Origin of the sequence: Streptacidiphilus rugosus AM-16 (assembly GCF_000744655.1) — a bacterium.
GTDB lineage: Bacteria > Actinomycetota > Actinomycetes > Streptomycetales > Streptomycetaceae > Streptacidiphilus > Streptacidiphilus rugosus.
Genome location: NZ_JQMJ01000004.1, coordinates 5253710 through 5277668, shown reverse-complemented (window position 1 = coordinate 5277668; position 23959 = coordinate 5253710). Strand labels below are relative to the sequence as shown.

The 23959-nt window shown below is 73.5% G+C and carries 20 protein-coding genes; 14 read left to right on the top strand and 6 right to left on the bottom strand.

Annotated features, from left to right (window positions below; all coding sequences use genetic code 11):
• Positions 1–38 precede the first annotated feature (38 nt).
• Both BS83_RS33200 and BS83_RS33195 read left to right on the top strand, forming a co-directional pair.
• Complete coding sequence (locus BS83_RS33200; protein WP_037607124.1) at positions 39–1661, top strand: FAD-binding oxidoreductase; 1623 nt, start codon at positions 39–41, stop codon at positions 1659–1661.
• A gap of 3 nt (positions 1662–1664) precedes the next feature.
• Entirely contained in the window at positions 1665–2531 is an 867-nt protein-coding gene (locus tag BS83_RS33195) for a diacylglycerol/lipid kinase family protein (protein WP_037607123.1), read from the top strand.
• An 82-nt stretch (positions 2532–2613) separates the two neighbouring features.
• On the opposite strand, the gene BS83_RS33190 is transcribed toward BS83_RS33195, so the two are convergent.
• Positions 2614–3069 (bottom strand): lytic transglycosylase domain-containing protein, encoded by a 456-nt coding sequence (locus tag BS83_RS33190; protein ID WP_037607122.1) that lies wholly within the window; start codon positions 3067–3069, stop codon positions 2614–2616.
• Positions 3070–3601: 532 nt separating this feature from the next.
• Here BS83_RS33190 and BS83_RS33185 point away from each other — a divergent pair.
• The 4 genes from BS83_RS33185 (at position 3602) to BS83_RS33170 (ending at position 7878) form a co-directional block, all read left to right on the top strand.
• Positions 3602–4582, top strand: a complete 981-nt coding sequence (locus BS83_RS33185) for an alpha/beta hydrolase (RefSeq protein ID WP_037607121.1) — start codon at positions 3602–3604, stop codon at positions 4580–4582.
• Between the two features lie 68 nt (positions 4583–4650).
• Entirely contained in the window at positions 4651–5856 is a 1206-nt protein-coding gene (locus tag BS83_RS33180; RefSeq protein WP_051944474.1) for an acyltransferase family protein, read from the top strand.
• 10 nt (positions 5857–5866) lie between these two features.
• Positions 5867–7213: a sensor histidine kinase gene (locus tag BS83_RS33175; RefSeq protein WP_037607120.1), complete on the top strand. Its 1347-nt coding sequence runs from the start codon at positions 5867–5869 to the stop codon at positions 7211–7213.
• Positions 7210–7878: a response regulator gene (locus BS83_RS33170; RefSeq protein WP_037607119.1), complete on the top strand. Its 669-nt coding sequence runs from the start codon at positions 7210–7212 to the stop codon at positions 7876–7878. The genes BS83_RS33175 and BS83_RS33170 overlap by 4 nt, the downstream gene beginning before the upstream one ends.
• Here BS83_RS33170 and ggt read toward each other — a convergent pair.
• The 3 genes from ggt to BS83_RS33155 form a co-directional block, all read right to left on the bottom strand.
• Positions 7872–9722 (bottom strand): gamma-glutamyltransferase, encoded by a 1851-nt coding sequence (ggt, locus tag BS83_RS33165; protein WP_037607118.1) that lies wholly within the window; start codon positions 9720–9722, stop codon positions 7872–7874. The genes BS83_RS33170 and ggt overlap by 7 nt on opposite strands.
• Before the next feature lie 142 nt (positions 9723–9864).
• Positions 9865–10755 carry an SMP-30/gluconolactonase/LRE family protein gene (locus BS83_RS33160; protein WP_037607117.1) on the bottom strand — a complete coding sequence of 297 codons (891 nt, stop codon included), beginning with the start codon at positions 10753–10755 and terminating at the stop codon, positions 9865–9867.
• A gap of 62 nt (positions 10756–10817) precedes the next feature.
• Complete coding sequence (locus BS83_RS33155) at positions 10818–12320, bottom strand: PucR family transcriptional regulator (protein ID WP_037607116.1); 1503 nt, start codon at positions 12318–12320, stop codon at positions 10818–10820.
• A gap of 295 nt (positions 12321–12615) precedes the next feature.
• Between BS83_RS33155 and BS83_RS33150 the strand changes: the two genes are divergently transcribed.
• Positions 12616–13110 (top strand): molybdopterin-binding protein, encoded by a 495-nt coding sequence (locus BS83_RS33150; RefSeq protein WP_232248575.1) that lies wholly within the window; start codon positions 12616–12618, stop codon positions 13108–13110.
• 12 nt (positions 13111–13122) lie between these two features.
• Here the strand turns inward: BS83_RS33150 and BS83_RS33145 are convergent, their stop codons facing one another.
• Positions 13123–13950 (bottom strand): amidase domain-containing protein, encoded by an 828-nt coding sequence (locus BS83_RS33145; RefSeq protein WP_037607115.1) that lies wholly within the window; start codon positions 13948–13950, stop codon positions 13123–13125.
• A gap of 292 nt (positions 13951–14242) precedes the next feature.
• Between BS83_RS33145 and BS83_RS33140 the strand changes: the two genes are divergently transcribed.
• The 3 genes from BS83_RS33140 to BS83_RS33130 all read left to right on the top strand — a co-directional run bounded on the left by BS83_RS33140 (position 14243) and on the right by BS83_RS33130 (position 19923).
• Positions 14243–15031 (top strand): ABC transporter ATP-binding protein, encoded by a 789-nt coding sequence (locus BS83_RS33140; protein ID WP_037607114.1) that lies wholly within the window; start codon positions 14243–14245, stop codon positions 15029–15031.
• The gene (locus BS83_RS33135; RefSeq protein WP_037607113.1) at positions 15028–17595 is read left to right on the top strand and encodes an ABC transporter permease; all 2568 of its coding nucleotides are present in this window, start codon (positions 15028–15030) and stop codon (positions 17593–17595) included. Before BS83_RS33140 ends, BS83_RS33135 begins: the two co-directional genes overlap by 4 nt.
• 768 nt (positions 17596–18363) lie before the next feature.
• On the top strand, positions 18364–19923 hold the full coding sequence (locus BS83_RS33130) for a multicopper oxidase family protein (RefSeq protein WP_198035360.1): 1560 nt from the start codon (positions 18364–18366) through the stop codon (positions 19921–19923).
• A gap of 70 nt (positions 19924–19993) precedes the next feature.
• On the opposite strand, the gene BS83_RS33125 is transcribed toward BS83_RS33130, so the two are convergent.
• On the bottom strand, positions 19994–20350 hold the full coding sequence (locus tag BS83_RS33125; protein ID WP_037607112.1) for a hypothetical protein: 357 nt from the start codon (positions 20348–20350) through the stop codon (positions 19994–19996).
• Positions 20351–20556: 206 nt separating this feature from the next.
• On the opposite strand from BS83_RS33125, the gene BS83_RS33120 reads away from it, so the two are divergent.
• From BS83_RS33120 to BS83_RS33105, 4 genes are read left to right on the top strand one after another with little or no spacing between them, the layout of a single operon-like run.
• A complete protein-coding gene (locus tag BS83_RS33120; RefSeq protein ID WP_037607111.1) occupies positions 20557–20997 on the top strand; it encodes a MarR family winged helix-turn-helix transcriptional regulator in 441 nt (146 codons plus the stop codon).
• Entirely contained in the window at positions 20994–22736 is a 1743-nt protein-coding gene (locus BS83_RS33115; RefSeq protein ID WP_051944473.1) for an MFS transporter, read from the top strand. Before BS83_RS33120 ends, BS83_RS33115 begins: the two co-directional genes overlap by 4 nt.
• Positions 22733–23293 carry an isochorismatase family cysteine hydrolase gene (locus BS83_RS33110; protein ID WP_037607110.1) on the top strand — a complete coding sequence of 187 codons (561 nt, stop codon included), beginning with the start codon at positions 22733–22735 and terminating at the stop codon, positions 23291–23293. Before BS83_RS33115 ends, BS83_RS33110 begins: the two co-directional genes overlap by 4 nt.
• Positions 23290–23862 (top strand): YbhB/YbcL family Raf kinase inhibitor-like protein, encoded by a 573-nt coding sequence (locus tag BS83_RS33105; RefSeq protein WP_037607109.1) that lies wholly within the window; start codon positions 23290–23292, stop codon positions 23860–23862. Before BS83_RS33110 ends, BS83_RS33105 begins: the two co-directional genes overlap by 4 nt.
• The last annotated feature ends 97 nt before the right edge of the window (positions 23863–23959 follow it).

The following is a 23959-nucleotide window of genomic DNA, read 5'->3' as shown; positions in this document are numbered from 1 at the left end:
AAGACCGCAGTGTTCAGGACCACCGAGGATCGAGCCCGATGAACGAGTCAGACCTGCCCGTCGTGGACTTCCATCCCTACCGCTGGGGTGATCCCGCGCACGCCACGCATCTGCCGGACGCCGCCAGGGACACGCTGGCCGCCTTCGGCGTGAAGACGCCCGCCCAGCCGCCGGTCGAGCCGGAGCAGGTGCGGCTGCCCGCGCTCACCCTCGACCCGGACGCGCTGGCGGCCCTGTCGGCGGTCGTCGGCGCCGAGCACCTGCGCTCCGACCACGAGGCGCGGGTGGCGCACACCCGCGGCTGGTCCACCCCCGACCTGCTCAGGCTCCGGGCCGGCGACGGCTCCGACGCGCCGGACGCGGTGGCCTACCCCGGCTCGCACGAGGAGGTCGTCGCGCTGCTCGGGCTCTGCGCGGAACGCCGCATCGCGGTCGTGCCATACTCCGGCGGCACCTCGGTCGTCGGCGGACTGGCGCCGCTGCGCGAGGGCTTCGCGGGCGTGGTCGCGATCGACCTCCGGCGGCTGGACGCGGTCCTCGCCGTCGACGCGGTCTCCCGCACCGCCACCCTGCAGGCGGGCCTGCGCGGACCGGCCGCCGAGGCCGCGCTGCGCGCGGAGGGATTCACCCTGGGCCACTTCCCGCAGTCGTACGAGGGCGCGAGCATCGGCGGCTACGCGGCGGCCCGCTCGGCCGGGCAGTCCTCGGCCGGCTACGGCCGTTTCGACGACATGGTCGTCGGGCTGACGCTGGCCACCCCGCGCGGCACGGTCACCCTGGGCAGCGCGCCCAAGTCGGCGGCCGGTCCTGACCTGCGGCAGTTGGTCCTCGGCTCGGAGGGCACTCTCGGCGTGATCACCTCGGTCACCGTGCGGCTGCGTCCCGCCCCGGCCGAGCGGGTCTTCGAGGCCTGGCGGTTCCCCTCCTTCGAGGCGGGCGCGGACGCGCTGCGGAAGCTGGTGCAGGACGGCCCCGAGCCGACGGTGCTGCGGCTGTCCGACGAGGCCGAGACGAGCGTCAACCTGGCCGATCCGACCGCGATGTTCGGCGGCGGCCCCGGCGGTTGCCTCGCGGTGACCGGTTACGAGGGCACCGCCGAGGACGTCGCCGCGCGCCGGGCGGGCGCGTCGGCCGTGCTGCGGGCGGCGGGCGGCGAATCGCTGGGCACCGAGGGCGGCGAGGCCTGGCGCACCGGCCGCTACCGCGCGCCGTACCTGCGCGACCCGCTGCTCGACGCGGGCGTGCTGATCGAGACGCTGGAGACGGTGACCTTCTGGTCCACGCTGCACGAGCTGCGCGCCGCCGTCACCGCCGCCCTGACGGACAGTCTGAACGCCCAGGGAACCCCGCCCCTGGTGCTCTGCCACATCTCGCACGTCTACGAGACCGGCGCCTCGCTCTACTTCACCGTCGCCTGCGCCCAGACCGAGGCCCCGCTGGAGCAGTGGCAGGCCGCCAAGTCGGCTGCCAACGCGGCGATCCGCAGCTGCGGCGCGGCGATCACGCACCACCACGGCGTCGGCACCGACCACCGCGACACCTACGCGGAGGAGATCGGCCCGCTCGGCGTCGACGTGCTGCGCGCGGTCAAGGACGCCCTCGACCCGGTCGGCGTTCTCAACCCCGGCGTGCTCGTCAAACCACTCGCGGACGGTGACTGACCCATGCGCGACTTCACTGCGGTGATCAACCCCATCTCGGGTGGCGGCGACGGCTTCGCCCGCTGGGGCGCGGTCTCCGAGCACCTGCGGGCGGCGGGTGCGACCGTCCGGGCGCTGCCGACCCGCAGCCGGGAGGACGCGATCGCCTCGGCCCGCCGCGCGGCGGAGTCCGGGGACGTGGTCGTCGCCGTGGGCGGGGACGGGATGGTGCGCGACGTCGCGGACGGCGTGGTGCGCGGCGGGGGCGTGATGGGCATCGTCCCCGCCGGCCGGGGCAACGACCTCGCCCGACTGCTCGACCTGCCGCACGACCCCGCCGCGCTGGCCCGGCATCTGCTCGACCACCCCACGAGGGCGATCGACGTGCTGGAGGTCAACGGCGCGATCGCGCCGGGCAACGTCTACATCGGGATCGACTCGGTGGCCACGCAGATCATCAACGCGGGCCGCCGGCTGCCGGCGCTGCTGGTCTACCGGCTCGCGCCGATCCGCGCGATCCTCGGCTGGCGTCCCGCGGGCTACCGCCTGGAGGTGGACGGGGCCGTCAGGGAGGTGCGGGCGCACACGGTGGTGGTCGCCAACTCCGGTGCGTACGGCCACGGTCTGCGGATCGTGCCGCCCGCGGTGCTGGACGACGGGCTGCTGGACGTCATGGTGGTCGGCGACGGACCGCGCAGCGCGGTGGTCTCCTTCATGCAGGAGGCCAAGCGCGGCACCCATGTCGACCGCCCCGAGGTCTCGCTGACCACCGCCCGCACGGTGACCGTGGACACCGACCGGCCGGTTCCGGTCTGCGCGGACGGGGACGAGATCGCCACCCTGCCGGCCAGGATCACGCTGCTGCCTGGGGCGTTGACGCTCATCGGCTGAACGCGAGCGGCCGCGCCGGCGCAGGAGCTGCGCCGGCGCGGCCGGAGGCGTGAAGCAGGTGGTGCGAGCCGGTGGCCGGCGGTCAGTAGCCGTTGGTGCCGTAGGCGATGGTGTCGAAGGAGCCGTAGGTGGCGTTCGCGTAGCGGACGGCCGCGACGATGTTGTCGACCGGGTTCATGATGTCGTTGTGGCCCGGCGCCGCGTAGGTGTCGAAGGTCGGCTGGATGACCTGCATCAGACCCTCGGACGGGGTGCCCGCGGCGGCGTTGGAGTCCCAGTTGTTGACGGCGCTCGGGTTGCCCGAGGACTCGGTCATGGCGCGCGCCTTGATGGCGTCGGCGGAGGGGACCTGGTCGCCGTCGGCGGACAGTACGGCCTGGGCCTGCGCGATCCAGCCGTCCAGGTTGTCGCCGTAGCCCGAGGCGCTGTAGCTCGCCGGGGTCGCGGCGCTCGCGGCGCCGACGGTGGTGAGCACCGCACCGCCCGCGATGGCGGCGGCGACGGTCAGACGGGTGGCGAGACGGACCTTGTTGCGCATGTCACTCCAGAGACGAGGAGCGGCACAGGCGTTCGTGGGGGACACGAAGGCAGCGGGGTGCCACTCGGGGTTCTGTGCAGGTGTCGACCACATCGTCGGCCGCACACCGCGGACCCTTGGTCGATCTGTGAGGGCGGGAGTCGCCCCGGGGCGTCGGGCCCCTGAGCAGCCGGTTCGAGCGGCTGCGGCGTCGTCCGCCGGTTCGGTGTCCGATCGTTCGGCGACGCACCAACACCGTCACACGCAGCCGTCGCGACGGGCAAGGAAAACACCCCGATGAGTGGCTCACGGCACAGTCGGGGGCTGTTTTCGGGTGACGCGGGGCACAGAAAGCCGTGGAAGGCCACGGACCGTGACGGCCACGTCGCGTTGAGTACGAGGGGCTCCCCGGGGACCGCCCCTGCGTACCCGTAGTACTCCGGAGCTACGGCGCAAGAGCGCTCCCCGGTGGGACGCCGACCACAAGGCCCGATTCCTAGCTTCGGTACCGCAAGCACAGACGTGCAGCGGTAGCGAAGAGGAGCAGCCGACCATGGTGTCCCGTCCGATCTCCCCGCGCCTGAGGCGCACCCTGGCGGCCGGTCTGGTGGCCGTCGCGGTGGCGGCGCCGTTGGCGGGCATGGCGGGCCCCGACGCGGTGCCCGCGCCGGACCCGGTCGCCCAGGCGCCGCTCGCCGTCGGCGGGGTCGGCGCGCTGGACGCGCGTTACGCCGCCTCCCGCGCGGGCGTCCTCGCCGCCGAGCGGACCGCCGACGCCTACGGCGACCGGCAGCGGGCCGCGGCCCTGCGGACGATGGCCGACCCGGCACGCCACTTCCTCTCCTTCGACGGCCGCGACGGCGGCCGCACGGTCGAGGTCTTCGGCGACCTCGCCCACGCCCGCCGGGTCGCCGTGCTGGTGCCCGGCTCGGACACCAACCTCGACAGCTACGAGCGCCTGCGGGCCGGGGCGGTCGCCCTGGAGCAGCAGGCGGGCGGCGACGCGGCGCACACCGCGGTCGTGGCGTGGCTCGGCTACCCGACTCCGGCCACGGTCAGCCCCGAGGTGCTGACCGACGGCCTCGCCGACCGGGCCGCTCCGCAACTCGACGCATTCGTCGGCCAGTTGCACCAGCTGCTGCCGCAGGCGCGCACCTCGCTGGTCTGCCACTCCTACGGCTCCGTGGTCTGCGCCCGCGCCGCGGGCGGTCTGGCCGCGGCCGACATCGTGCTCTACGGGAGCCCCGGCGTCGGCGGTGACGCGGGCACCGTGGCCGGGCTGCACACCAGGGCGGCGGTCTGGGCCGGGCGCGGCGCCAAGGACTGGATCGCCGACGTGCCGCACGTGCGCGTGCCGCTGCTGTTCACCACCGTCGGCCTCGGCGCGGACCCGACCGCGCCCGGCTTCGGTGCGCACCTCTTCCCGGCCGGCGACGCCGACCACAGCACCTACCTGCAGCCGGGCTCGCTCTCGCTGCGCAGCATCGCCGCGATCGTGACCGGCGCGGCCGACGCCGCCGACGCCGCCACCTGAGCGCGCTCGGACAGAGCAGCGCCCCGGCCCACCCACCGCACCGCTCCCTTCGCGAACGGAGACCTGGCATGTCCGGCACGTCCCTGCGTCACCTGGCGGCGAGGATCGACGCCGCCACCCCGCCCGACCGGGACCGCGCGATCGACGCCCTGCGCGCCTTCGCCATCCTCGGCGTGGTGCTCGGCCACTGGCTGGTGACCGCGCTCGTCTTCGACAGCGGCAAGGTCGCCGACGCCAGTCCGCTCCAGCACATGCCGCAACTGGCCCCGATCTCCTGGGCGTTCCAGACCCTGGCGGTGTTCTTCCTGGTAGGCGGCCAGGTCGCCGCCCGCAGCTACGCCACCGCCCGTGCCCGGGGCCGGAGTTACCCGCAGTGGCTGGCGGCCAGGCTGGGCCGGCTGTTCCGGCCGGTGGCCGCCGTGCTGGTGGTCTGGTCCGTGGTCACCGTCGTGCTGCTGGCCTCCGGGGTGGACTACGCCACCGTCCACACGCTGGTGAAGCTGGTCCTTTCACCGCTCTGGTTCCTGCTGGTCTTCGCCGCGCTGACGGCGGCGACGCCGCTGGTCCACCGGCTGCACCCGCTGTGGCCGCTCGCCGTGGTGCTCTACGTGGACCTGTGGCGCTTCGGCTTCCACGGGCCCGCCTGGGTGGGCTGGATCAACCTGCCCGCCGGCTGGCTGGTGCCCTACTGCCTGGGCGCGGCCTGGGCCAGGGAGGGCCTGCGGAGCCGGACGACGGGCTGGGTGCTGCTGGTCGGCGGGGCCGTCACCACCGCGCTGCTGGTCCTGTTCGCGGGCTATCCGGCCTCCATGGTCGGCGTGCCCGGCGATCACATCTCGAACCTCAACCCGCCCACCCTGGCCGCCGTCACCTTCGGCCTGGCCCAGTGCGGCGCGGCGCTGTTGCTGCTCGGCCCGCTGCGCCGGGTGCTCCGCCGACCGGCGGCCTGGGCGGCGGTGGCGCTGGTGAACCTCTCCGCGATGACGATCTTCCTGTGGCACCAGACCGCGGCGATGACCGTGGCCGCCCTCGGTCTGCTGGCCGGACACCCGCTGCTCGGCCTGCACACCGTGCCCGACGGCGCGGGCTGGATCCTGGCGCGGCTGGCCTGGCTGCCGGTCTTCGCGCTGATGCTCGCGGTCTGCTGGGCGGCGTTCCGGCACCACGAGCACGGGCGGGGCGAGCGCCGCAGCCGCCGCGTGGCGGGCAGCACGCCCGCGTCGCTGACCGTGGGCGTCGCCGCTCCCGCCGTCGAACTCGCCGAGCGGCTCTAAGGTGAGTGCCGTGAACGGGGATCAAGGTGGGAAGCGCATACGGGGAGCGATACGCGAACTCGGGGGGACGGTCCGTGCGGACCTGGTCACCCCGGTCTTCGACCGCTTCTCCGCCGAGGGCCGGGCGGCCAGGGGGGCGGAGACGCCTCCCCGGCGGAAGGTGCCGAGGCGTGCGGTCGTGCTGATGACCCTGCTCGGCCTGGTGCTGCTGGCGATCAACACCAACCAGTACGCCTTCTCCTACCGGATGGGCGTGCCGCTGGGCCTGCTGCTGGGCGGCGTGCAGTCGGCGGCCCTGGTCGGCGCCCTGTGGGAGCCGATCTCCGCCTGGTGGGTGTCGACCCTGACGATGCTGCTGGGAGCCTGGTACGCGACGGCGGTCCATCGCGGCGGCGGCATCACCTTCACCATGGCGGGCGACGCGGCGGTGCAGGCGGGCTGGACCCCGGCCACGATCGTCCTCCAGGCGCTGGTGCTGCTGATGCTCGCGCTGCGGGTCCGGTCCAGGATCGCGGTCGAGGCGCTCGGCATCACCCTGTTCGCCGCCCTGCTGGCCCAGCTCTACAAGCCGGACGAGCAGGGTTCGGCGATCGGCTTCGCCGTCATCGTCTTCTCGCTCGCGGTGCTGATCGGCGCCTCGCTGCGGGGCTGGCGGGTGGCCAGGACGCAGTTGGTCGCCCAGGAGGAGCTGACGGCGGAGGAGCGCGCCCGGCGCACCCTGCTGGAGGAGCGCACCCGGATCGCCCGCGAGCTGCACGACGTGGTGGCCCATCACATGTCGGTGATCTCCATCCAGGCGCAGGTCGCCCCGCATCTGGTGGAGAACCCGCCGGAGGAGCTGCGCGAGAACCTGGCCGGCATCCGGCAGAACGCGGTGGAGGCGCTGGCCGAACTCCGCCGCGTGCTGGGCGTGCTGCGCGGGGAGGACCCCTACGCCGAGGGCGTCCGCGACGCGCCGCAGCCCACCCTGGACCGGCTGCCGGAACTGATGGAGAACGTGCGCGGCGCCGGGCTCGGGGTCACCGTCGAGACCTTCGGCGAGCGGCGGCCGCTCTCGCCCGGCGCGGAGCTCTCGGCGTTCCGCATCGTCCAGGAGGCGCTGAGCAACGCCATGCGCCACGCGCCGGGAGCCCCGGTCACGGTGCTGCTCGACTACCGGTCGGCCGGCCTGACCGTCAGGGTCGCCAACGCCGCACCGGATCACCCGCCCACGCCCGCGCCCGGCATCGGCCACGGGCTGCTGGGCATGCGCGAACGCACGGCCATGCTGGGCGGCGAACTCGCCACCGGCCCGACCCCCGACGGCGGCTACGAGGTCGTGGCCGTGCTCCCCGTGTCCCTGGAGGACCCCGCATGACGATCCGCGTGATGATCGCCGACGACCAGATGATGGTCCGTCAGGGATTCTCGGTGCTGCTCAACCTGGAGTCCGACATCGAGGTGGTCGGTCAGGCCGTGGACGGCCTCGACGCGGTGGCGAAGGTGGCGGAGCTGCGGCCCGACGTGGTGCTGATGGACATCCGGATGCCGGAGCTGGGCGGCATCGAGGCGACCCGGCGGATCACCGGGCCGCCGGAGAGCCAGGTCAAGGTGCTCGTGCTGACCACCTTCGACCTCGACGAGTACGTCTACGAGGCGCTGCGTGCGGGCGCCTCCGGCTTCCTGCTCAAGGACGCCTCGGCGGACGAACTGGCCCAGGCCGTCCGGGTGGTGGCGGGCGGCGACGCCCTGCTCGCGCCGAACATCACCAAGCGGCTGATCTCCGAGTTCGCCAGGATGCCGGGCGCGCCACGGCAGCCGCTGCGGGAACGGGTCGGCGATCTGACCGAGCGGGAGACCGAGGTGCTCTCGCTGATCGCGCAGGGCCTGTCCAACGCGGAGATCGCCGCCTCGCTGATCGTCGCCGAGCAGACGGTCAAGACCCACGTCAGCCGGATCCTGGTGAAGCTGGGCCTGCGCGACCGCACGCAGGCCGCCGTCTTCGCGTACGAGACCGGACTGGTCCGCCCGGCCGGCTACTGAGCCGCCGCCGAGGCGGCGGTCGGGTCCGGGCAGACCACGGCGGCCGCGCCCCCGCCCCGGCGGACCGGTTCGGCGGCGGCCTGCAGCTCACCGTTCGGCAGCGCCTGGATGCCGGTCGCCGCACCGATCTCGGGGTTGAGCACGAAGTTCTCGCCGATCGCCGTGAGCGCCTGCGCGTCCGGTGTGCCGAGGAAGGCGGGTTCGGCGTCGGTCAGGGCGCTGTTGCGCTGGCTGATCCGGGGCACGGCGATCGCCTGCTCCAGACTGAGCCCGCGGTCGACGTGCTCGGTCAGCACCTGGAGCACGGTGGTGATGATGGTGGAGCCGCCGGGGGAGCCGACGGCGAAGTCGAAGCGCCCGTTCCTGAGCACGATGGTCGGCGACATCGAGGAACGCGGACGCTTGGCCGGACCGGGCAGGTTCGGGTCGGGGACCCCGGCGACGGCCGGGGTGAAGTCGAAGTCGGTGAGCTCGTTGTTGAGCAGGAAGCCGCGCCCCGGCACGACCATGGCGCTGCCGCCGGTCTGCTCGATCGTCAGGGTGTAGGAGACCACGTCGCCCCACCGGTCGGCGACGGTGAGATGCGTGGTGTGGGTGCCCTCGGGGGTGGTGGGCGCGGGCGTGCCGGACGTGACGCAGCCCGGGCCGGGGTGGTTCGGGTCGCCGGGGGCCAGCGGGCTGGTCAGGCTGGAGTCGGGCTTGATCAGGCAGGCGCGCGAGTCGGCGAAGCGCTGCGAGAGCAGGCCCTGCGTCGGCACGTCCACGAAGCGCGGGTCGCCGACCCAGCGGTTGCGGTCCGCGAAGGCGATCCGGCTCGCCTCCAGGTAGTCGTGCAGGTACTGGCTGTTCGAGGCGTGCGCCAGGTCGAAGTCGTCGAGGATGTTCAGGGCCTCGCCCATGGTGGTGCCGCCGCTGGAGGACGGCGCGATGCCGTAGACGTCCAGGCCGCGGTAGTCCACGTGGGTGGGGGCCTGCGCGCGGACCCGGTAGGCGGCCAGGTCGGCCGTGCTGAGCTTGCCCGGGCGGGCGTCCCAGCCCGAGGCCGGGTCCACCTGCGGGTGCTGGACCAGTGCCGTGATGTCCCTGCCGATGTCGCCCCGGTAGAGCGCGGACGTGCCCTTGCGGGCGAGTTCGCGGTAGGTCGCGGCCAGGTCCGGGTTGCGGAACACGCTGCCGACGGCCGGGGGTTGACCGCCCGGCAGGAACAGCGCGCGGGTGGCGGGGAAGTAGTCGAAGCGGGTCTGGTTGGCGGCGGTCTGGTCGTGGAAGGTCTGGTCGACCACGAAGCCCTGGTCGGCCAGCTTCTCCGCGGGCCGCAGCAGGTCGGCGAACGACCGGCTGCCCCAGCGGTCCAGGGCCTCCTGCCAGGTCTGCGCGCTGCCGGGTACCCCGACCGAGAGGCCGCTGCTGACCGCGGTCCAGAAGGGGAGCGGCTGGCCGTTCTCCAGGAAGAGGTTCTGGTCGGCGGAGGCGGAGGCGGTCTCGCGTCCGTCGAGGGTGAAGACCTGGTGGCGGCGGGCGTCGTAGTAGACGAAGTAGCCGCCGCCGCCGATGCCGGAGGAGTAGGGCTCGGTCACGCCCAGGGCCGCGGCGGTGGCCACGGCGGCGTCGACGGCGTTGCCGCCGCGGCGCAGCACGGAGATGCCGATGTCGGTCGCCTCGGCGGAGACGCTGGCGACCGCGCCGCCGGTCCCGGTGGCCTCGGCGGCCTTGGGCGCGGGGACGGCGGTGGGCGCCGGGGCCGGGGCGGGCACCGCGGTCGGCGGGGAGAAACCGGTCAGGAACGGGAGGAGCAGCAGCGGGGGGACGAGGCGGGCGAGGGGTCCCGGTCTGCGAGCGCTCATCCAGGCCTCCGTGGGCTCAGGCGGTACGCGTCGGCGGTGCCGACGCCGCAGCCACCTATTCCGACACACCCGCAGATGCCATGACAAGACGGCGTGCACGAACGGGGGACCCCTGGCCGGTTCCCGCCCCGTCAGGCGCGGCCTACCCCGCGAAGGCGTGCGCGGGACGGCCCGCGACGCCGGGCTCGCAGGCGAACAGGGCTCCGGCCAGCGGCTGTTCGGCCAGCTCGGCGTCGCTCAGGCCGCGGCTCGCCGTGGTGATGTAGAGGGTGCGCAGGTCCGGGCCGCCGAAGCCGCAGCTGGTGACCATCGCGGCCGGCACGGGCACGACCGCGTCCAAGGTGCCGTCGGGCAGGTAGCGGTGGACGGCGTGGCCGTCGTAGAGGGCGACCCAGACGCCGCCCTCGGCGTCGACGGTGAGCCCGTCGGGGACGCAGTCGGTGAACCGCGCCAGGGTGCCGGTGCGGGTGAAGCCGTCGTCGGCGCAGGAGAAGACGGCGACCTCGCCGGAGGGGGAGTCGGCGTAGTAGGCCAGGGTGCCGTCCGGCGACCAGTCCAGGCCGTTGGAGATGCTGACCCCGCCCAGCACCTGGACCGACTCGGTCCCGGCCGGGCCGGACTCCAGCCGGTGGAGCGCGGCGGTCCCCGGGGCGTCCTCGGCCATGCTGCCGACCCAGAACCGGCCGCGGGCGTCGCAGCGGCCGTCGTTGAGCCGGTGCTCGGACGAGGGCATCGGCAGCCGCAGCAGCGGGCGGGGCTCGGCCGCCGGTCCGGATCCCGCCCCGGGATCGAGGGCCGCGACCTGCGCGCCGAGTGCGAGCAGCAGCCCGCCGGAGGCGCGCAGCGCGACCGCGCTCAGCGGTCCCTCGAAGCCGCGCACCGTGTCCTCGCCGGTGGCGGGGTCGAAGCGGTGCAGCTCCCCGCGCGGGATGTCGACCCACCACAGGACGTTCGCGCGGGCGTCCCACAGGGGGCTCTCGCCGAGAGCGGCACGGACGTCCAGGGCGGGACGGGGCTGGTGGACGACGGGCACGGGGCGCTCCCTGGGGCAGGGCGGAGGACGGTCGCCCCGCACCGTACCCGACCGCCCGCCGGTCAGCGCGGGGCGTCCGCGCAGAGCAGTGCGGCGCGCAGGTCGAGGCGGTCGGCGAGCCGGCTCAGGTTCCTGCCGGTCAGCTCCTCGATCCGCTGCACCCGGTAGTGGACCGTGTTGACGTGGATGTGCAGGGCCTTGGCCGTGCGCGCCCAGGAGCCGTCGTGCGCCAGGAAGACCTGGAGGGTGTCGGTCAGCGAGACGCCGTTGTCCCGGTCGTGGGCGGTCAGCGGGGCGAGCAGCCGGTGCTGGAAGGCGGCCCTGACCGCGGTGGGCACACCGTCCAGCAGGGCGGCGAGCGAGTCCACCTCGGTGGCGCTGCGCACCGGCTGCGCCGAGGCGTCCGCGGCGCGACGGGCGTAGTCGGCCTGGACCAGGGAGGAACGCAGCCGGGCGGGCTCGGGCGCGACGGCCGGGCCGACGCCGACGGCCAGGGACTGGCGTTCGCCCAGTCGGGCCTGAAGCTGCGCCCTGACCCGGCGCAGCGCGCCGGTGACCTGCTCCGCGGGCGCGGCGACCAGGGCCTTGGCGCAGCCGTCACCGTCGGGGGCGGCGGCGAAGGGGGCGTCGAGCGTGCAGAGCGCCTCGGTGAGGGCGGCGGCGGCCCAGCCGTCGGGGGCCTGCGGGCTGCCGTCGATCCTGGCGGCCACCGCGGTCAGCGCCTGCCGGGTCGGCAGCGCGCAGCGGGTGAGGGCGTCGGAGAGGTCCACGGGGGCGGACGTGTCGAGCAGGTCCAGGAGCCGCACGGCGGCGGTCCGGCGCTCGGTCCGCGCGGTGTGGGCGCGGACGGCGAGAGGGGCCAGCAGGTCGGCGAGGCCGCGGAGCATTTCCGGGTGGGCGCAGGGGGCCCAGGGCTGGAGCAGCCAGGCGTCGAAGGGCGACTCGCCCGGTGGTCCGACGGCCACGGCGCGCGCCGCGGTGGCCGGACGCCGGCCGGTCCCGGTCGAGCTCGCCACGGTCCGGCCGGCCGCGGAGACGATCGAGCAGTCGGGCAGGCCGAGCTGTTCGACGGCCCGGCGCAGCAGGTCGGCCGGGCGTGCGTCGGCATGCAGCAGCTCCAGCAGTTCGGCGCGGACCGACGCGGGCAGCCCGGCCGCGCCCGCACCGTCCGCGCCGAGCCGCAGACCGCCCCAGAGCCGCAGGTAGACCCGGTCGGTGACGGCGCGGAAGCTGGTGCCGGCCGGGACGCTCAGCAACGGGATCCGGTGCGTGCGGCAGGCGTCGACCAGGCTCCGCCCGACCGGTCCGTGGGTGCTCTCCCCGGCCAGCAGGGCGGCGACGCGGGCGCTGCGCAGCGAGGTCGCGAAGCGCAGCGCGGCCTCGGCGTCGTCGGGTTCCCACCAGACCAGGCCGCTGAGCACCAGCTCGCCCGGCTGCAGATAGCGGGCGGGGTCCTGGAGGTCGGTCGAGGTGACGCCGGTGACCCGCCGGTCGAGCAGGTCCCCCGGGCCCCAGGCCAGGCCGATGTGCAGGTCGTCCCAGCCCAGCAGATCTCTGGTGATCATCGCCCGCTCCTGTCGTTCCCGCCCCGTGTCGACCGGCTGGGTGGCGGATACGAGGGAATGTCGTGCTTTCGCATCGTAGATGCGTGCGCCCGCCGAAAGGATTGGGCGATCGTCCAGCACCGATGGAGGGGAATACGGTCAGGGACATCGCATCTGCCAAGGGCGGGTAGTTGAATCCATGGCACCTGCCATGGATCGAGTGCTGCATCCACCGCATCTGCGGTTGGGCACGCCCGTGGCGGGGTATCGCCCACGCAGAACCGCCGCACCTCTGCCGGAAAGGGGTCGCTCACCCGTGAACCGCGCCGTCGCCGCCGTCCGTCTGCACGGCCACCTGGACCAGCCCGCGGAACTGACCGTGGATCAGCTCCGCCGCCTCGCCGCCCACCGGGCCGAGGTCACCTTCGACTGCCGCACCAACGGCCCGCAGCACCACACCTTCGAGGGCCCCCGTCTGTGGGAGGTGCTCGGCACGGCCCGACCGCGCCTCGCGTCCGCGACCCGCAAGGGCAAGCTGGGCCACCTGCTGACCGTCACCGGGGCCGACGGCCACTTCGTGCTGCTCTCCTGGGCCGAGATCGACCCGGAGTTCAGCGGCCGCCCGATCCTGCTCGCCACCAGCATCGACGACCGCCCGCTCGACGAGGCGGGTCCGCAGCTCGTCGTCCCCGACGACGTCTGCGGCGCCCGCTACATCAGCGGCATCACCGACGTCTGGGTCGGGCCGCTGCACGCATGGGAGGGCGGCCTCGGGGGAGACCGCCCTCGGGCCGGGGTGACCGGCGTCTAGCCTGCGGAACGCCTAGACCTGCGGACCCGCCGGGTCGCTCACGACCGGCGCGGCGAGGCGCGGGGCGAGGTTCTTCGGCGCGGTGGTGGTACCGGATCCGGTCCCGCCACCGGGCGTGGTGCCGTGCAGCAGCTCCTGCTCGGCGGCCCAGGTCCACACCTCGACGGCCGCGTCCGGCACCAGCTGCACCAGGTGCGAGGGCGCGAAGTAGTGGTAGCCGTAGTCGAGCCTGGCGTGGTTGTGGCCGTCCACGGTGGCCTCGGCGGTGGCGGTCGCCGCCTGCGCCACCAGACCGGTGTGGCTCTTGGTGCCGCCGGGGCCGGCGTAGGTGACGACGATGTCCCCGGGCTGCGCCAGCTCGGGGTGGTCGCCGATGTCCTTGGCCACCCCGCTGTCCATCAGGTAGTCGTACAGGTTGTGGTACTGCGGCAGGTCCGAGATCAGCAGCAGGTCGTAGACCTTGCCGTTGGGGGCCTGGTAGGTGAAGTAGTCGCTCTGCGGGTCGTTCGGGCCGAGGCCCGGGATGAGCCCGGCGGCCGCCATCGAGCGGGCGACGAACTCCGCGCACTGGTAGTTCGGCTGGTCCGCGCCGCCGGTCACCGGCGTGCTGTCGTTCCACGCCGTCCAGTTCCAGTGCGCGTCGGCGTAGCGGACCTCGGTGGCCCGGGTCAGCGCGTCGAGCAGATCCGCGGCAGAGCGGCCGGCGGTGGGCGCGGTGTGGTGCCGCGTGGCAGCGGGCTGGGCGGCCAGGGCGGGTGCGGCCAACGCCGGAGCGGCGGCGAGCAGGACGCCGGTGGCCAGCGCGGTCGCGGCGAGCCTGCGGCCGAGGAGACGATGCATGGTCAGTCCCTGTCACGTGCTGGGTTCCGTACCGCCGACCGGGGCTGACGTGGTGTCGGCTGTGACGGAACGAGATCGGTGGTGCAGCCCCACCTCGGAGACTCCCCGAGCGGGGGTGCCCGTTGCAGGAATGACATCCCTCACTTGTGAATCTTCGGCCGTACGCGGGCTGCCTGGGTGGGGCTAGCACCACCCCCGGACGGACACCTGCACCATCGCGGCACGGGTGGGCGGTCCAGGAGCCTTGAGACACAAGGACGCACCGCCCGTGCCGAGTATTCAGGAGACGTCAGTGACCACGTCCGTATCGAGCCCCCGGATCCGGGGCAACGGAGAACGCACGGCTGTCGCCGCCCGCGCGCGGGCGCTGACCAAGGCCTATGGAAGCGGCGAGACCCGCGTCGTCGCGCTGGACGCGGTGGACGTCGACATGCCGCGCGGCAGGTTCACCGCGATCATGGGGCCCTCGGGCTCCGGCAAGTCCACGCTGATGCACTGCCTCGCCGGACTCGACACCGCCACCGGCGGCCAGATCTGGGTCGGCGACACGGAGATCACCAAGCTGGGCGACCGCAAGCTCACCCGGCTGCGCCGGGACAGCATCGGCTTCGTCTTCCAGGCGTTCAACCTGCTGCCCACGCTGAACGCGCTGGAGAACATCACCCTGCCGATGGACATCGCCGGCCGCACCCCCGACCGGGACTGGCTGGAGCGGGTGGTGGAGACGGTGGGCCTGGCCGGACGGCTCAAGCACCGGCCCGCCCAGCTCTCCGGCGGTCAGCAGCAGCGGGTCGCCGTGGCCAGGGCCCTCGCCGCCCGGCCCGAGATCATCTTCGGTGACGAGCCGACCGGCAACCTCGACTCCCGCGCCGGGGCGGAGATCCTCGGCTTCCTGCGCCGGTCCGTCGACGAACTCGGCCAGACCATCGTCATGGTGACGCACGATCCGGTCGCCGCCTCCTACGCGGACCGGGTGCTCTACCTCGCCGACGGCAGGATCGTCGACGAGATGATCGCGCCCTCCGCGGACGCCGTGCTGGAGAAGATGAAGTCCTTCGACTCCCGGGGCCGGACGTCATGACCGTGCTGCGGACCTCCCTGCGCAACTTCCTGGCCCACAAGGGCCGGATGGCCCTCTCCGCCGTCGCCGTGCTGCTCTCGGTGGCCTTCGTCTGCGGCACCCTCGTCTTCACCGACACCATGAACGCGACCTTCGACCGGCTCTTCGCGTCGACCTACTCCGACGTCACGGTGCAGCCGAAGAAGGTCGACCACGCCCAGCAGACCGGGACGCCGGACACCCTCCCCGCCTCACTGCAGGGCCGACTGGCCCGGGTGCCGGGCGTCGCGGCGGTCGTGCCCGAGGTCACCAGCCAGCAGGTGACCGTCGCCGACAGCCGGAACCAGGACATCGGCTCCAGCACCGGCGCGCCGACCATCGTCTCCAACTGGAACCCCACCCAGACCAGGACCGTCGGCATCACCTCGGGACACGTCCCGCTCCAGCCGGACCAGGCCGTGCTCGACGCCGACAGCGCCGCCAAGCACCATCTGGGCATCGGCGACAGCCTGCGGATCATCTCCGCCCGCGGCGACGTCACGGTCCGCGTCGCCGGCATCGCGACCTTCAGGACGACCAATCCGGGGGCCACGCTGGTCTATCTGCAGACCGGCGCCGCCCAGCGCGAACTCCTCGGCTCCACCGACGCCTACACCGACTACGCGCTCACCGCCGCCAAGGGTGTCGGCGACGACCAGCTGAAGGCGCGGGTCGAGGCGGCCGTGGGCGCGGGGACCTATCAGGTGCAGACCGCCGCCGAGGAGAAGGCCCAGGGCCAGAAGGACATCGGCTCCTTCCTGAACCCGATGAAGTACGTGCTGCTCGGCTTCGCCGGGATCGCCGTGCTGGTCGGCGTCTTCCTGATCGTCAACACTTTCTCCATGCTGGTCGCCCAGCGGACCCGCGAGATCGGCCTGATGCGGGCGATCGGCGCGAGCCGGCGCCAGGTCAACCGCTCGCTGCTGGTGGAGGCGGTGCTGCTCGGGGTGGTCGGCTCGGTAGCCGGGATCGGCGCGGGCATCGGCCTCGCGGTCGGCCTGATCAAGATCATGGGCGCCATGGGGATGCACCTGAACACCGCCGATCTGACGATCAAGGCGGCCACGCCGATCGTCGGCCTGACCCTGGGCGTGCTGGTGACCGTCGTCTCCGCGATGCTGCCCGCCCGCCGCGCCGGTGCGATCTCGCCGATGGCCGCGATGCGCGACGCCGGCACGCCGGCCGACGCCAGGGCCGGGCGGATCAGGGCGACCCTCGGCGTACTGCTCACGGCGGCCGGCGGCGCCGCGCTGGCACTGGCGGCGGGCTCGTCCGGCGCCTCGGCCGGGTCGGGGCTGCTGGCCCTGGGCGTGGTGCTGTCGCTGGTCGGTTTCGTGGTGGTCGGCCCGCTGCTCGCGGGCCTGGTCATCAGGGTCCTCGGCGCGGTCACGCTGCGCTGGTTCGGCCCGGTGGGCCGGCTGGCCGAGCGCAACGCGCTGCGCAACCCGCGCCGCACCGGCGCGACCGCCGCCGCGCTGATGATCGGGCTCGCGCTGGTGGCGGGGCTGTCGGTGGTCGGCGACTCGATGGTCGCCTCGGCGACCCGTCAGATGGACCGGTCCGTGGGCGCGGACTTCATCATCCAGTCCGGCAACGGCCTGCCGATCAGCCCCGCCGCGTCCGCGGCGATCCGCGCCGCGGACCACCTGGCGCACGTCACCGACCGCACCGACGTCCAGGTGACCGTCACCGCGCCCAACGGCACGAAGGACGCCACCGAGATCGGCGCGGCCAGCCCCTCCTACACCGACGACCTGCAGGCCAAGACCGTGCAGGGCAAGCTGATCGACGCCTACGGGCCCGGCGCGATGTCGGTTCCCGAGGGCTGGGCCAAGGACCACAAGGTCGCTCTCGGCGACAAGCTCTCCGTCGCCTTCGTCGGCGGCGGCACGGCGCGGCTCACCGTCGACGCGATCACCTCGGACGACACCGTCTTCGACCGCGGCGCGATGTACATGAACATCGCCGAGGCGCGGAAGTACCTGCCCGCGGACCGGTTCCCGCTGGACGACATGATGTTCGCGGCGGCCAAGCCGGGTCAGCAGGCCGAGGCGTCGGCGGCGCTGCAGGCCGCCACGGCGGAGTACCCGCAGGTCAAGGTCCGGGACCAGGCCGGATACAAGGACATGATCCAGCAGCAGCTCGACCAGCTGCTCAACATGATCTACGCACTGCTGGCGCTGGCCATCGTGGTGGCGGTGCTGGGCGTGGTGAACACGCTGGCCCTGTCGGTGGTGGAGCGCACCAGGGAGATCGGGCTGATGCGGGCCATCGGGATGTCGCGGCGTCAGCTGCGCCGGATGGTCAGGCTGGAGTCGGTCGTGATCGCCCTGTTCGGCGCGGTCCTGGGCGTCGGCCTGGGCCTGGGCTGGGGCATCGCGGCCCAGCGGCTGCTGAGCCTGGTCGGGCTCGGGGTGCTCAGCATCCCGTGGACGACGATCGGCGTCGTCTTCCTCGGCTCGGCGGTCGTGGGCCTGGTGGCGGCGCTCTTCCCGGCCTTCCGCGCGGCCAGGATGAACGTCCTGCGGGCGATCGCCACGGACTGACCGGCCGTCGGCTCTTCGGCCCCGCCCGCCCCGGACTCCGGGGGCGGGCGGGGCTGTCGTGCGTGCTGGGGCGCCCGTTCAGAGCGAACCCAGAAAAATCTCCCTGATACCGCTTCTGGGCGCACGCCCCAGCCGCTAGAGTCCAGACGTGATCCTCATGTGGGGTCACTTGCCGTGGTGGCAGGTCAGGCTCGCCGGCCCGCTGCTCGGTCATCTCAGCACCGGGGGAACTCTCACACGACGACTCGTCCGCGGTCGCATGCCCGCGCACGTCCGTCGACTCGTCCACGCCCGGGGAACGTGACGAATGGAGTGTTGTCATGACTGAGTCAATCTCCGCCTCCGGCGGGGACGGGCTGAGAACGTCCGTCGCGCGCCGCACGCTGTTCCGTGCCGCCGCCGCGGGCGGGGCCGTGGTCGCCGTGGGTGCGACCGGCGCGGCCTCGGTCGGCCACGGGGCCGACCGCCGGGCCCCCGGACTGGTCGCCGCGACGCCGGGTCCCAACCCGCTGCCGGGCGGCTCGCTCGACCCGGTCTCGGTGCCCAAGTACCGGACGGAGCTGGTGCGCCTGCCCGTCATGCCGTCCCGCAACCGCTCCGGCCACGGCGACGTCGACGTCTACGAGATCACCGCCCGGCAGTTCACCCAGCAGGTCCTGCCGCACGGCTACCCGCGCACCACGCTGTGGGGCTACGGGCCGCCGGTGCGCCCGGCACCCTGCACGCCCCGCCCACACCATCGAGGCCCGGGTCGGCCGCCCCGTCCGGGTGACCTGGACCAACGAGCTGGTGGACGCCCACCGGCGCCCGCTGCCGCACCTGTTCACGGTGGACCCCAGCCTGCACTGGGCCAACCCCGGCGGCGGCGTCCACGGCCGGGACAGCCGGCCGACCTTCACCTCCACCCCCGCGCCGTACACCGGCCCGGTGCCGCTGGTGACCCATCTGCACGGCGCGCACGTCACCCAGGAGAGCGACGGCTACCCCGAGGCCTGGACCCTTCCCGACGCCGTCGGCATCCCGGCCCACTACGCCACCACCGGCAGCTGGTACGACCGCTACGGGCTCGAGTCCGAGGCCCGCTACGGGGTCGCCTGGCGACCGGGCTCCTCGGTCTACCGGTACAGCAACGACCAGCGGGCGGCGGCGCTCTGGTACCACGACCACGTCCTCGGCATGACCCGCCTCAACGTCCAGGCGGGTCTGGCCGGGATGTACCTGCTGCGCGGCGGCCCGACCGACCTGCCGCACGGCGTGCTGCCCTCCGGCGACGCCGAGATCCCGATGGTGGTCCAGGACCGCTGCTTCAACACCGACGGCAGCCTGTTCTTCCCCGACAGCCGAACCTTCTTCGGTGACACCACGCCCGGCGGGCCCTGGCTGCCCGCCAGCGACGTGCCGCCGTACTGGAACCCGGAGTCCTTCGGCAACACCATGCTGGTCAACGGCTCCGCCTGGCCGGTCTGGCACGCCTCGCGCAAGCGCTACCGGCTGCGCCTGCTCAACTCCTGCAACGCCCGCACCCTGGTGCTCAAGATCGTCGCCGACCCGCTGGCGAAGCGACCGGCGACCGCTGCGCTGCCGATCTGGCAGATCGGCAGCGACGGCGGCTTCCTGCCCAGGGCCGTCGAGCTCGACCAGGTGCTGGTCGCCCCGGCGGAGCGGGCCGACCTGATCCTCGACTTCAGCAAGGTGCCGGCGGGCACGACCTTCTACGTCGTCAACGAGGGCCCCGACGTCCCGTACCACGGGGGCGTCCCCGACACGGACTTCGTCGCCGCCGACCACTGGACCAGCGGCCAGGTCATGAAGATCGTGGTGGACCACGGCCCGGCGCACGACCCGTCCGTCCCGCCCGCCCAGTTGTACCTGCCCAGGGTCGCCGGGCTCGGCCCGGCGCGGCAGTCCTTCACCGTCTCGCTCAACGAGGCGGACTCCTCCAGCTTCCCCGGCGCCCCGATCGTCGGCGCGCTCGGCTCCCTCAACCCGGACGGCACCGGGGCGATGGAGATGTGGGACGACCCGGTGACGGTCAAGCCGATCGCGGGCGCGGTGGGGGAGTGGGACCTGGTCAACCTGACCGAGGACGGGCACCCTATCCACCTCCACCAGACCCAGTTCCAGGTGGTCAGCCGCACCGCCGCCGACGGGACCGTGCGCGGACCCGAGCCCTGGGAGACGGGCTTCAAGGACACCGTCATCGCCTACCCGGGCGAACGCACCCGCCTCAAGGCCCGCTTCGACCTGCCGGGCCGCTACGTCTACCACTGCCACATCCTCGACCACGAGGACAACGAGATGATGCGCCCCCTCGACGTCCAGCCCTGATCCCCCGCAGGAGCCGGACAGCCCGCCGGACCGACGTCACCTGACCTGACGTCGGCCCGGCGTCGGCTTCTCAGCGGGCGGGCATCGCGAGCGAGGTGAGGAGGGCGCCGTCGCGGGCGCGGACCTCGATGCGGAGCGGGAGGGTGCGTCCGCGGACGCAGGTGCCGCCGAGGCCGGTCGGGTGGGCGGCGGTCAGGGTGCTGCGGACGACGTCCACGACCGAGGCGCAGAGGGACGCGTCGGTGATCCTGGCCTCCTCCCCCTCCCTGAGCCAGTGCAGGACCAGCACCCAGCCGCGGCGCTGCGGCGCCGTGCGCGGCTGGGTGGGCTCGGCGCGCAGGCCGAGGGCCTGGAAGGCCTCGATGAGATCCTCGACGTCCTGGCCGTCGAGGTGCTCGAAGTTCTCTTCGATCAGAAGCTGTGCCACGGTTCCCCCGGTCTGCTGTGTCGACGCCCACGCGGGCCGCCGCAGAGGACATTGGACACCGGTGGGCGGGCGCCCGTCGCGATCTTGACGCGTTCTGTACGGGCGCCGGGGTGATCTTGGGATGCCCTTTGCCGGGCGCTGGGGAAACGACGGCGGAAACAGCTAAGGCTGGTTGATAAAGCAGATTGATAAGCTAGCCTTAGTATATGGATGACGATCAGGATCCCGGCGCGATCGCCGCCTCGCTGCTGGCGGGTGTCGGCGCGCTGGTGCGAAGGGCGCGGCAGGTGCCCCTGGACGGCGGACTGACGATGCCCGAGCGGACCGCGCTCTCGGTGCTGGACCGCTCGGGGCCCGCGACCTCCTCGGAGCTGGCCAGGCAGGTGCAGATCACCGCCCAGGCGATGGGGTCCACGCTCGCCGGGCTCCGCGACCGCGGGCTGGTCGAACGCCGGCCGGACCCGGACGACCGCAGGCGCGCGCTGCTGACGGTGACCGAGGCCGGGCGGAGGGCGCTGGACGACAAGCGCAACGCGCGCGCCGAGCTCGTCGCGCGCGCCATGGCCGACGGCGGCTTCACCCGGGCGGAGCTGGAGCAGCTCGCCGCGGCCGGGCCGCTGCTCGAGCGGCTCGCGCAGCAGATATGACGCGCCGAAGGAGTGGGGAGGGCCCCGAGGCGGCGGTCGGCGACCGGTACCGGTGGACGGCGCTGACCAACACCACCGCCGCCGTCTTCATGTCGGCGCTCGACGGCTCGATCGTGCTCATCGCGCTGCCCGCCATCTTCCGCGGCGTGCACCTGGACCCGCTCGCCCCCGGCAACATCGCCTACCTGCTCTGGATGATCATGGGCTATCGGCTGGTCCAGGCCGTGCTGGTGGTCACCGTCGGCCGGCTGGGCGACATGTACGGCAGGGTCAGGCTCTACAACTCCGGCTTCGCGATCTTCACCTTCGCCTCCGTCCTGCTCTCCTTCGACCCCTTCGACGGCGGCCACGGCGCCCTGTGGCTGATCGGCTGGCGGGTGGTGCAGGCGGTCGGCGGTTCGATGCTCACCGCCAACTCGGCCGCGATCCTGACCGACGCCTTCCCCGAGGAGCAGCGCGGCTTCGCCCTGGGGATCAACCAGGTCGCCGGGCTGGCCGGGATGTTCATCGGCCTGGTCGCCGGCGGCCTGCTCGTCGCCTGGGACTGGAGGGCGGTGTTCTGGGTCAACGTGCCCGTCGGCGTCTTCTTCACGCTCTGGGCCTACCGCACCCTGCGCGACACCGGCGTCCGCGGCGGCGGCAGGATCGACTGGTGGGGCAACATCACCTACGCGGTGGGGCTGAGCGCGGTCCTGGTCGGCGTCACCTTCGGCCTGCAGCCCTACGGCGGCCACACGATGGGCTGGACCGACCCGACGGTCGACGTGCTGATCGTCGGCGGACTGCTGCTGCTGGCGGCGTTCGTGCTGATCGAGACGCGGGTCGCCTCGCCGATGATCCAGCTGGGGCTGTTCCGGCTGCGGGAGTTCACCTTCGGCAACCTGGCGGGCCTGGCCATCTCGATCGGCCGCGGCGGGATGCAGTTCGTGCTGATCATCTGGCTCCAGGGCATCTGGCTGCCGCTGCACGGCTACGACTACGGCGACACCCCGCTGTGGGCCGGCATCTTCATGCTGCCGTTGACCGCCGGGTTCCTCGCCGCGGGACCGGTGTCCGGGTACCTGTCGGACCGGATCGGCTCCCGGGGCCTGGCCTCCGGCGGCGCGCTGCTGTTCGGCGCCAGCTTCGTCGGTCTGATGCTGCTGCCGATCGACTTCGGCTACTGGGTCTTCGCGGTGCTGATCGCGCTCAACGGGATCGCGAGCGGGATGTTCGCGGCCCCGAACTCCTCCTCCGTGATGGGCAGCGTGCCCAGCCGGCTGCGCGGCGTCGCCTCGGGCATGCGGGCCACCTTCCAGAACTCGGGCACCGCCGTCTCCATCGGCGTCTTCTTCTCCCTGATGATCGCCGGACTGGCCGGCAGCCTTCCGCACACCCTCACCGCCGGACTGCAGCAGCAGGGGGTTCCGCCCGGGCAGGCCGCCCAGGTGGGCGGCCTGCCCCCGGTCGCGTCCCTGTTCGCCGCCCAGCTCGGCGTCAACCCGGTCCAGCACCTGCTCCAACCCACCGGCGCGCTGGACCACCTGACCGCGGCACAGCGGCAGACCCTGACCGGCACCGCCTTCTTCCCCCACCTGATATCCGGCCCCTTCCACTCCGGCCTGGTGATCGTGTTCGCCTTCGGCGCCACCCTCGCCCTGCTGGCCGCCCTGGCCTCCCTCGCGGCGCGGCGCCGAGCCGACCGCGGGGAGCGGGGCGCGAACCGGCCGTCCCCCCACTCACTGGAGAAGCAACCGTGACACTGACAGTCCTCGATCCCACGGCCGCGCTGGTCGTGATCGACCTTCAGAAGGGCATCGTCCCCGCCGCCGGCGAGGAGGCGGCCGCCGTGGTCAAGGAGTCCGCGCGGCTGGCCGCCGAGTTCCGCCGGCACGGTCTACCCGTGGTCCTGGTCAACGTCGACGGCGTCGCGCCGGGACGCACCGAGAAGGGATGGTCGGGCAGGGCGCAGCTGCCCGCCGACTGGACCGAGCTGGTCGCGGAGCTCGACGTGCGGCCGACCGACCACCTGATCACCAAGCGGCGGCGCAGCGCCTTCCACGACACCGGCCTCGACACCCTGCTGCGGGACCTGGGCGTCACCCAGGTCGTCCTCACCGGGATCTCCACCAGCTCCGGCGTCGAGTCGACCGCGCGCTCGGCCTGCGACCTCGGCTACCACGTCGTGCTGGTCACCGACGCGATGGCCGACCCCGACCCCGTCTGCCACCGCCACAGCATCGAGCGGATCTTCCCCAAGCTGGGGGAGACCGCGACCGCCGCCGAGGTCGCCGAGAAGGCGCGGGCGACCCGATGACGCTGCTCGGACGACTCCTGGTCGACCGCCGGGCGGGCGAGACCCACCTGGCCTGGAACCTGCCCAATCTCCAGGGCCCCGACCTGCTCTCGCTCACCAGCGTGGAGTTCGGCGACGGCGACTCCATGGCGCTGCCGCACTGCGCGAAGCGCGTCGGCGGCGGCGACGTCTCGCCGCAGCTGTCGTGGACGCCGCCGCCGGCCGGCACCGCGCAGCTGCTGCTGGTCGTCGAGGACGTCGACGTCCCCATCGCCAAGCCCGCCGTGCACTGCGTCGCCCTGGTCGATCCGGACATCGGCCGGCTGGAGCCCGGCGCGCTGGCCGCGAAACGGCCCGCGGCCGGGGTGCGCGTGCTGCGCTCCACCCTCGGACGCGGCTACCACGGCCCCGGGCCGATCAAGGGGCACGGGCCGCACCGGTACGTCTTCCAACTGTTCGCCCTGGCCCACCCGCTGGGCGGGGACGTCACCGCGACCCCTCCGGACCGGGCCAGGCCCCGCGTGCTGCTGCCCTCGGTCGGCTCGCCCGTGCTCGGCCGGGGCCGACTGACCGGGGTCTACGAACGCTGACGAAACGGTCTGCTCCCCACCCGGTCTTGAGCGGTTGACGCACGAAATCGCCGTGCAGACGGCAGAGTGTCCCCAGGGGATTCGACTGTCGGGGTGG

What these genes read in the sequence shown, in the direction of transcription:
- BS83_RS33200 (WP_037607124.1), top strand. Translation starts at nt 39, where the DNA reads ATGAACGAGTCAGACCTGCCCGTCGTGGACTTCCATCCCTACCGCTGG.
- BS83_RS33195 (WP_037607123.1), top strand. Translation starts at nt 1,665, where the DNA reads ATGCGCGACTTCACTGCGGTGATCAACCCCATCTCGGGTGGCGGCGAC.
- BS83_RS33190 (WP_037607122.1), bottom strand. Translation starts at nt 3,069, where the DNA reads ATGCGCAACAAGGTCCGTCTCGCCACCCGTCTGACCGTCGCCGCCGCC.
- BS83_RS33185 (WP_037607121.1), top strand. Translation starts at nt 3,602, where the DNA reads ATGGTGTCCCGTCCGATCTCCCCGCGCCTGAGGCGCACCCTGGCGGCC.
- BS83_RS33180 (WP_051944474.1), top strand. Translation starts at nt 4,651, where the DNA reads ATGTCCGGCACGTCCCTGCGTCACCTGGCGGCGAGGATCGACGCCGCC.
- BS83_RS33170 (WP_037607119.1), top strand. Translation starts at nt 7,210, where the DNA reads ATGACGATCCGCGTGATGATCGCCGACGACCAGATGATGGTCCGTCAG.
- ggt (WP_037607118.1), bottom strand. Translation starts at nt 9,722, where the DNA reads ATGAGCGCTCGCAGACCGGGACCCCTCGCCCGCCTCGTCCCCCCGCTG.
- BS83_RS33155 (WP_037607116.1), bottom strand. Translation starts at nt 12,320, where the DNA reads ATGATCACCAGAGATCTGCTGGGCTGGGACGACCTGCACATCGGCCTG.
- BS83_RS33145 (WP_037607115.1), bottom strand. Translation starts at nt 13,950, where the DNA reads ATGCATCGTCTCCTCGGCCGCAGGCTCGCCGCGACCGCGCTGGCCACC.
- BS83_RS33135 (WP_037607113.1), top strand. Translation starts at nt 15,028, where the DNA reads ATGACCGTGCTGCGGACCTCCCTGCGCAACTTCCTGGCCCACAAGGGC.
- BS83_RS33120 (WP_037607111.1), top strand. Translation starts at nt 20,557, where the DNA reads ATGGATGACGATCAGGATCCCGGCGCGATCGCCGCCTCGCTGCTGGCG.
- BS83_RS33115 (WP_051944473.1), top strand. Translation starts at nt 20,994, where the DNA reads ATGACGCGCCGAAGGAGTGGGGAGGGCCCCGAGGCGGCGGTCGGCGAC.
- BS83_RS33105 (WP_037607109.1), top strand. Translation starts at nt 23,290, where the DNA reads ATGACGCTGCTCGGACGACTCCTGGTCGACCGCCGGGCGGGCGAGACC.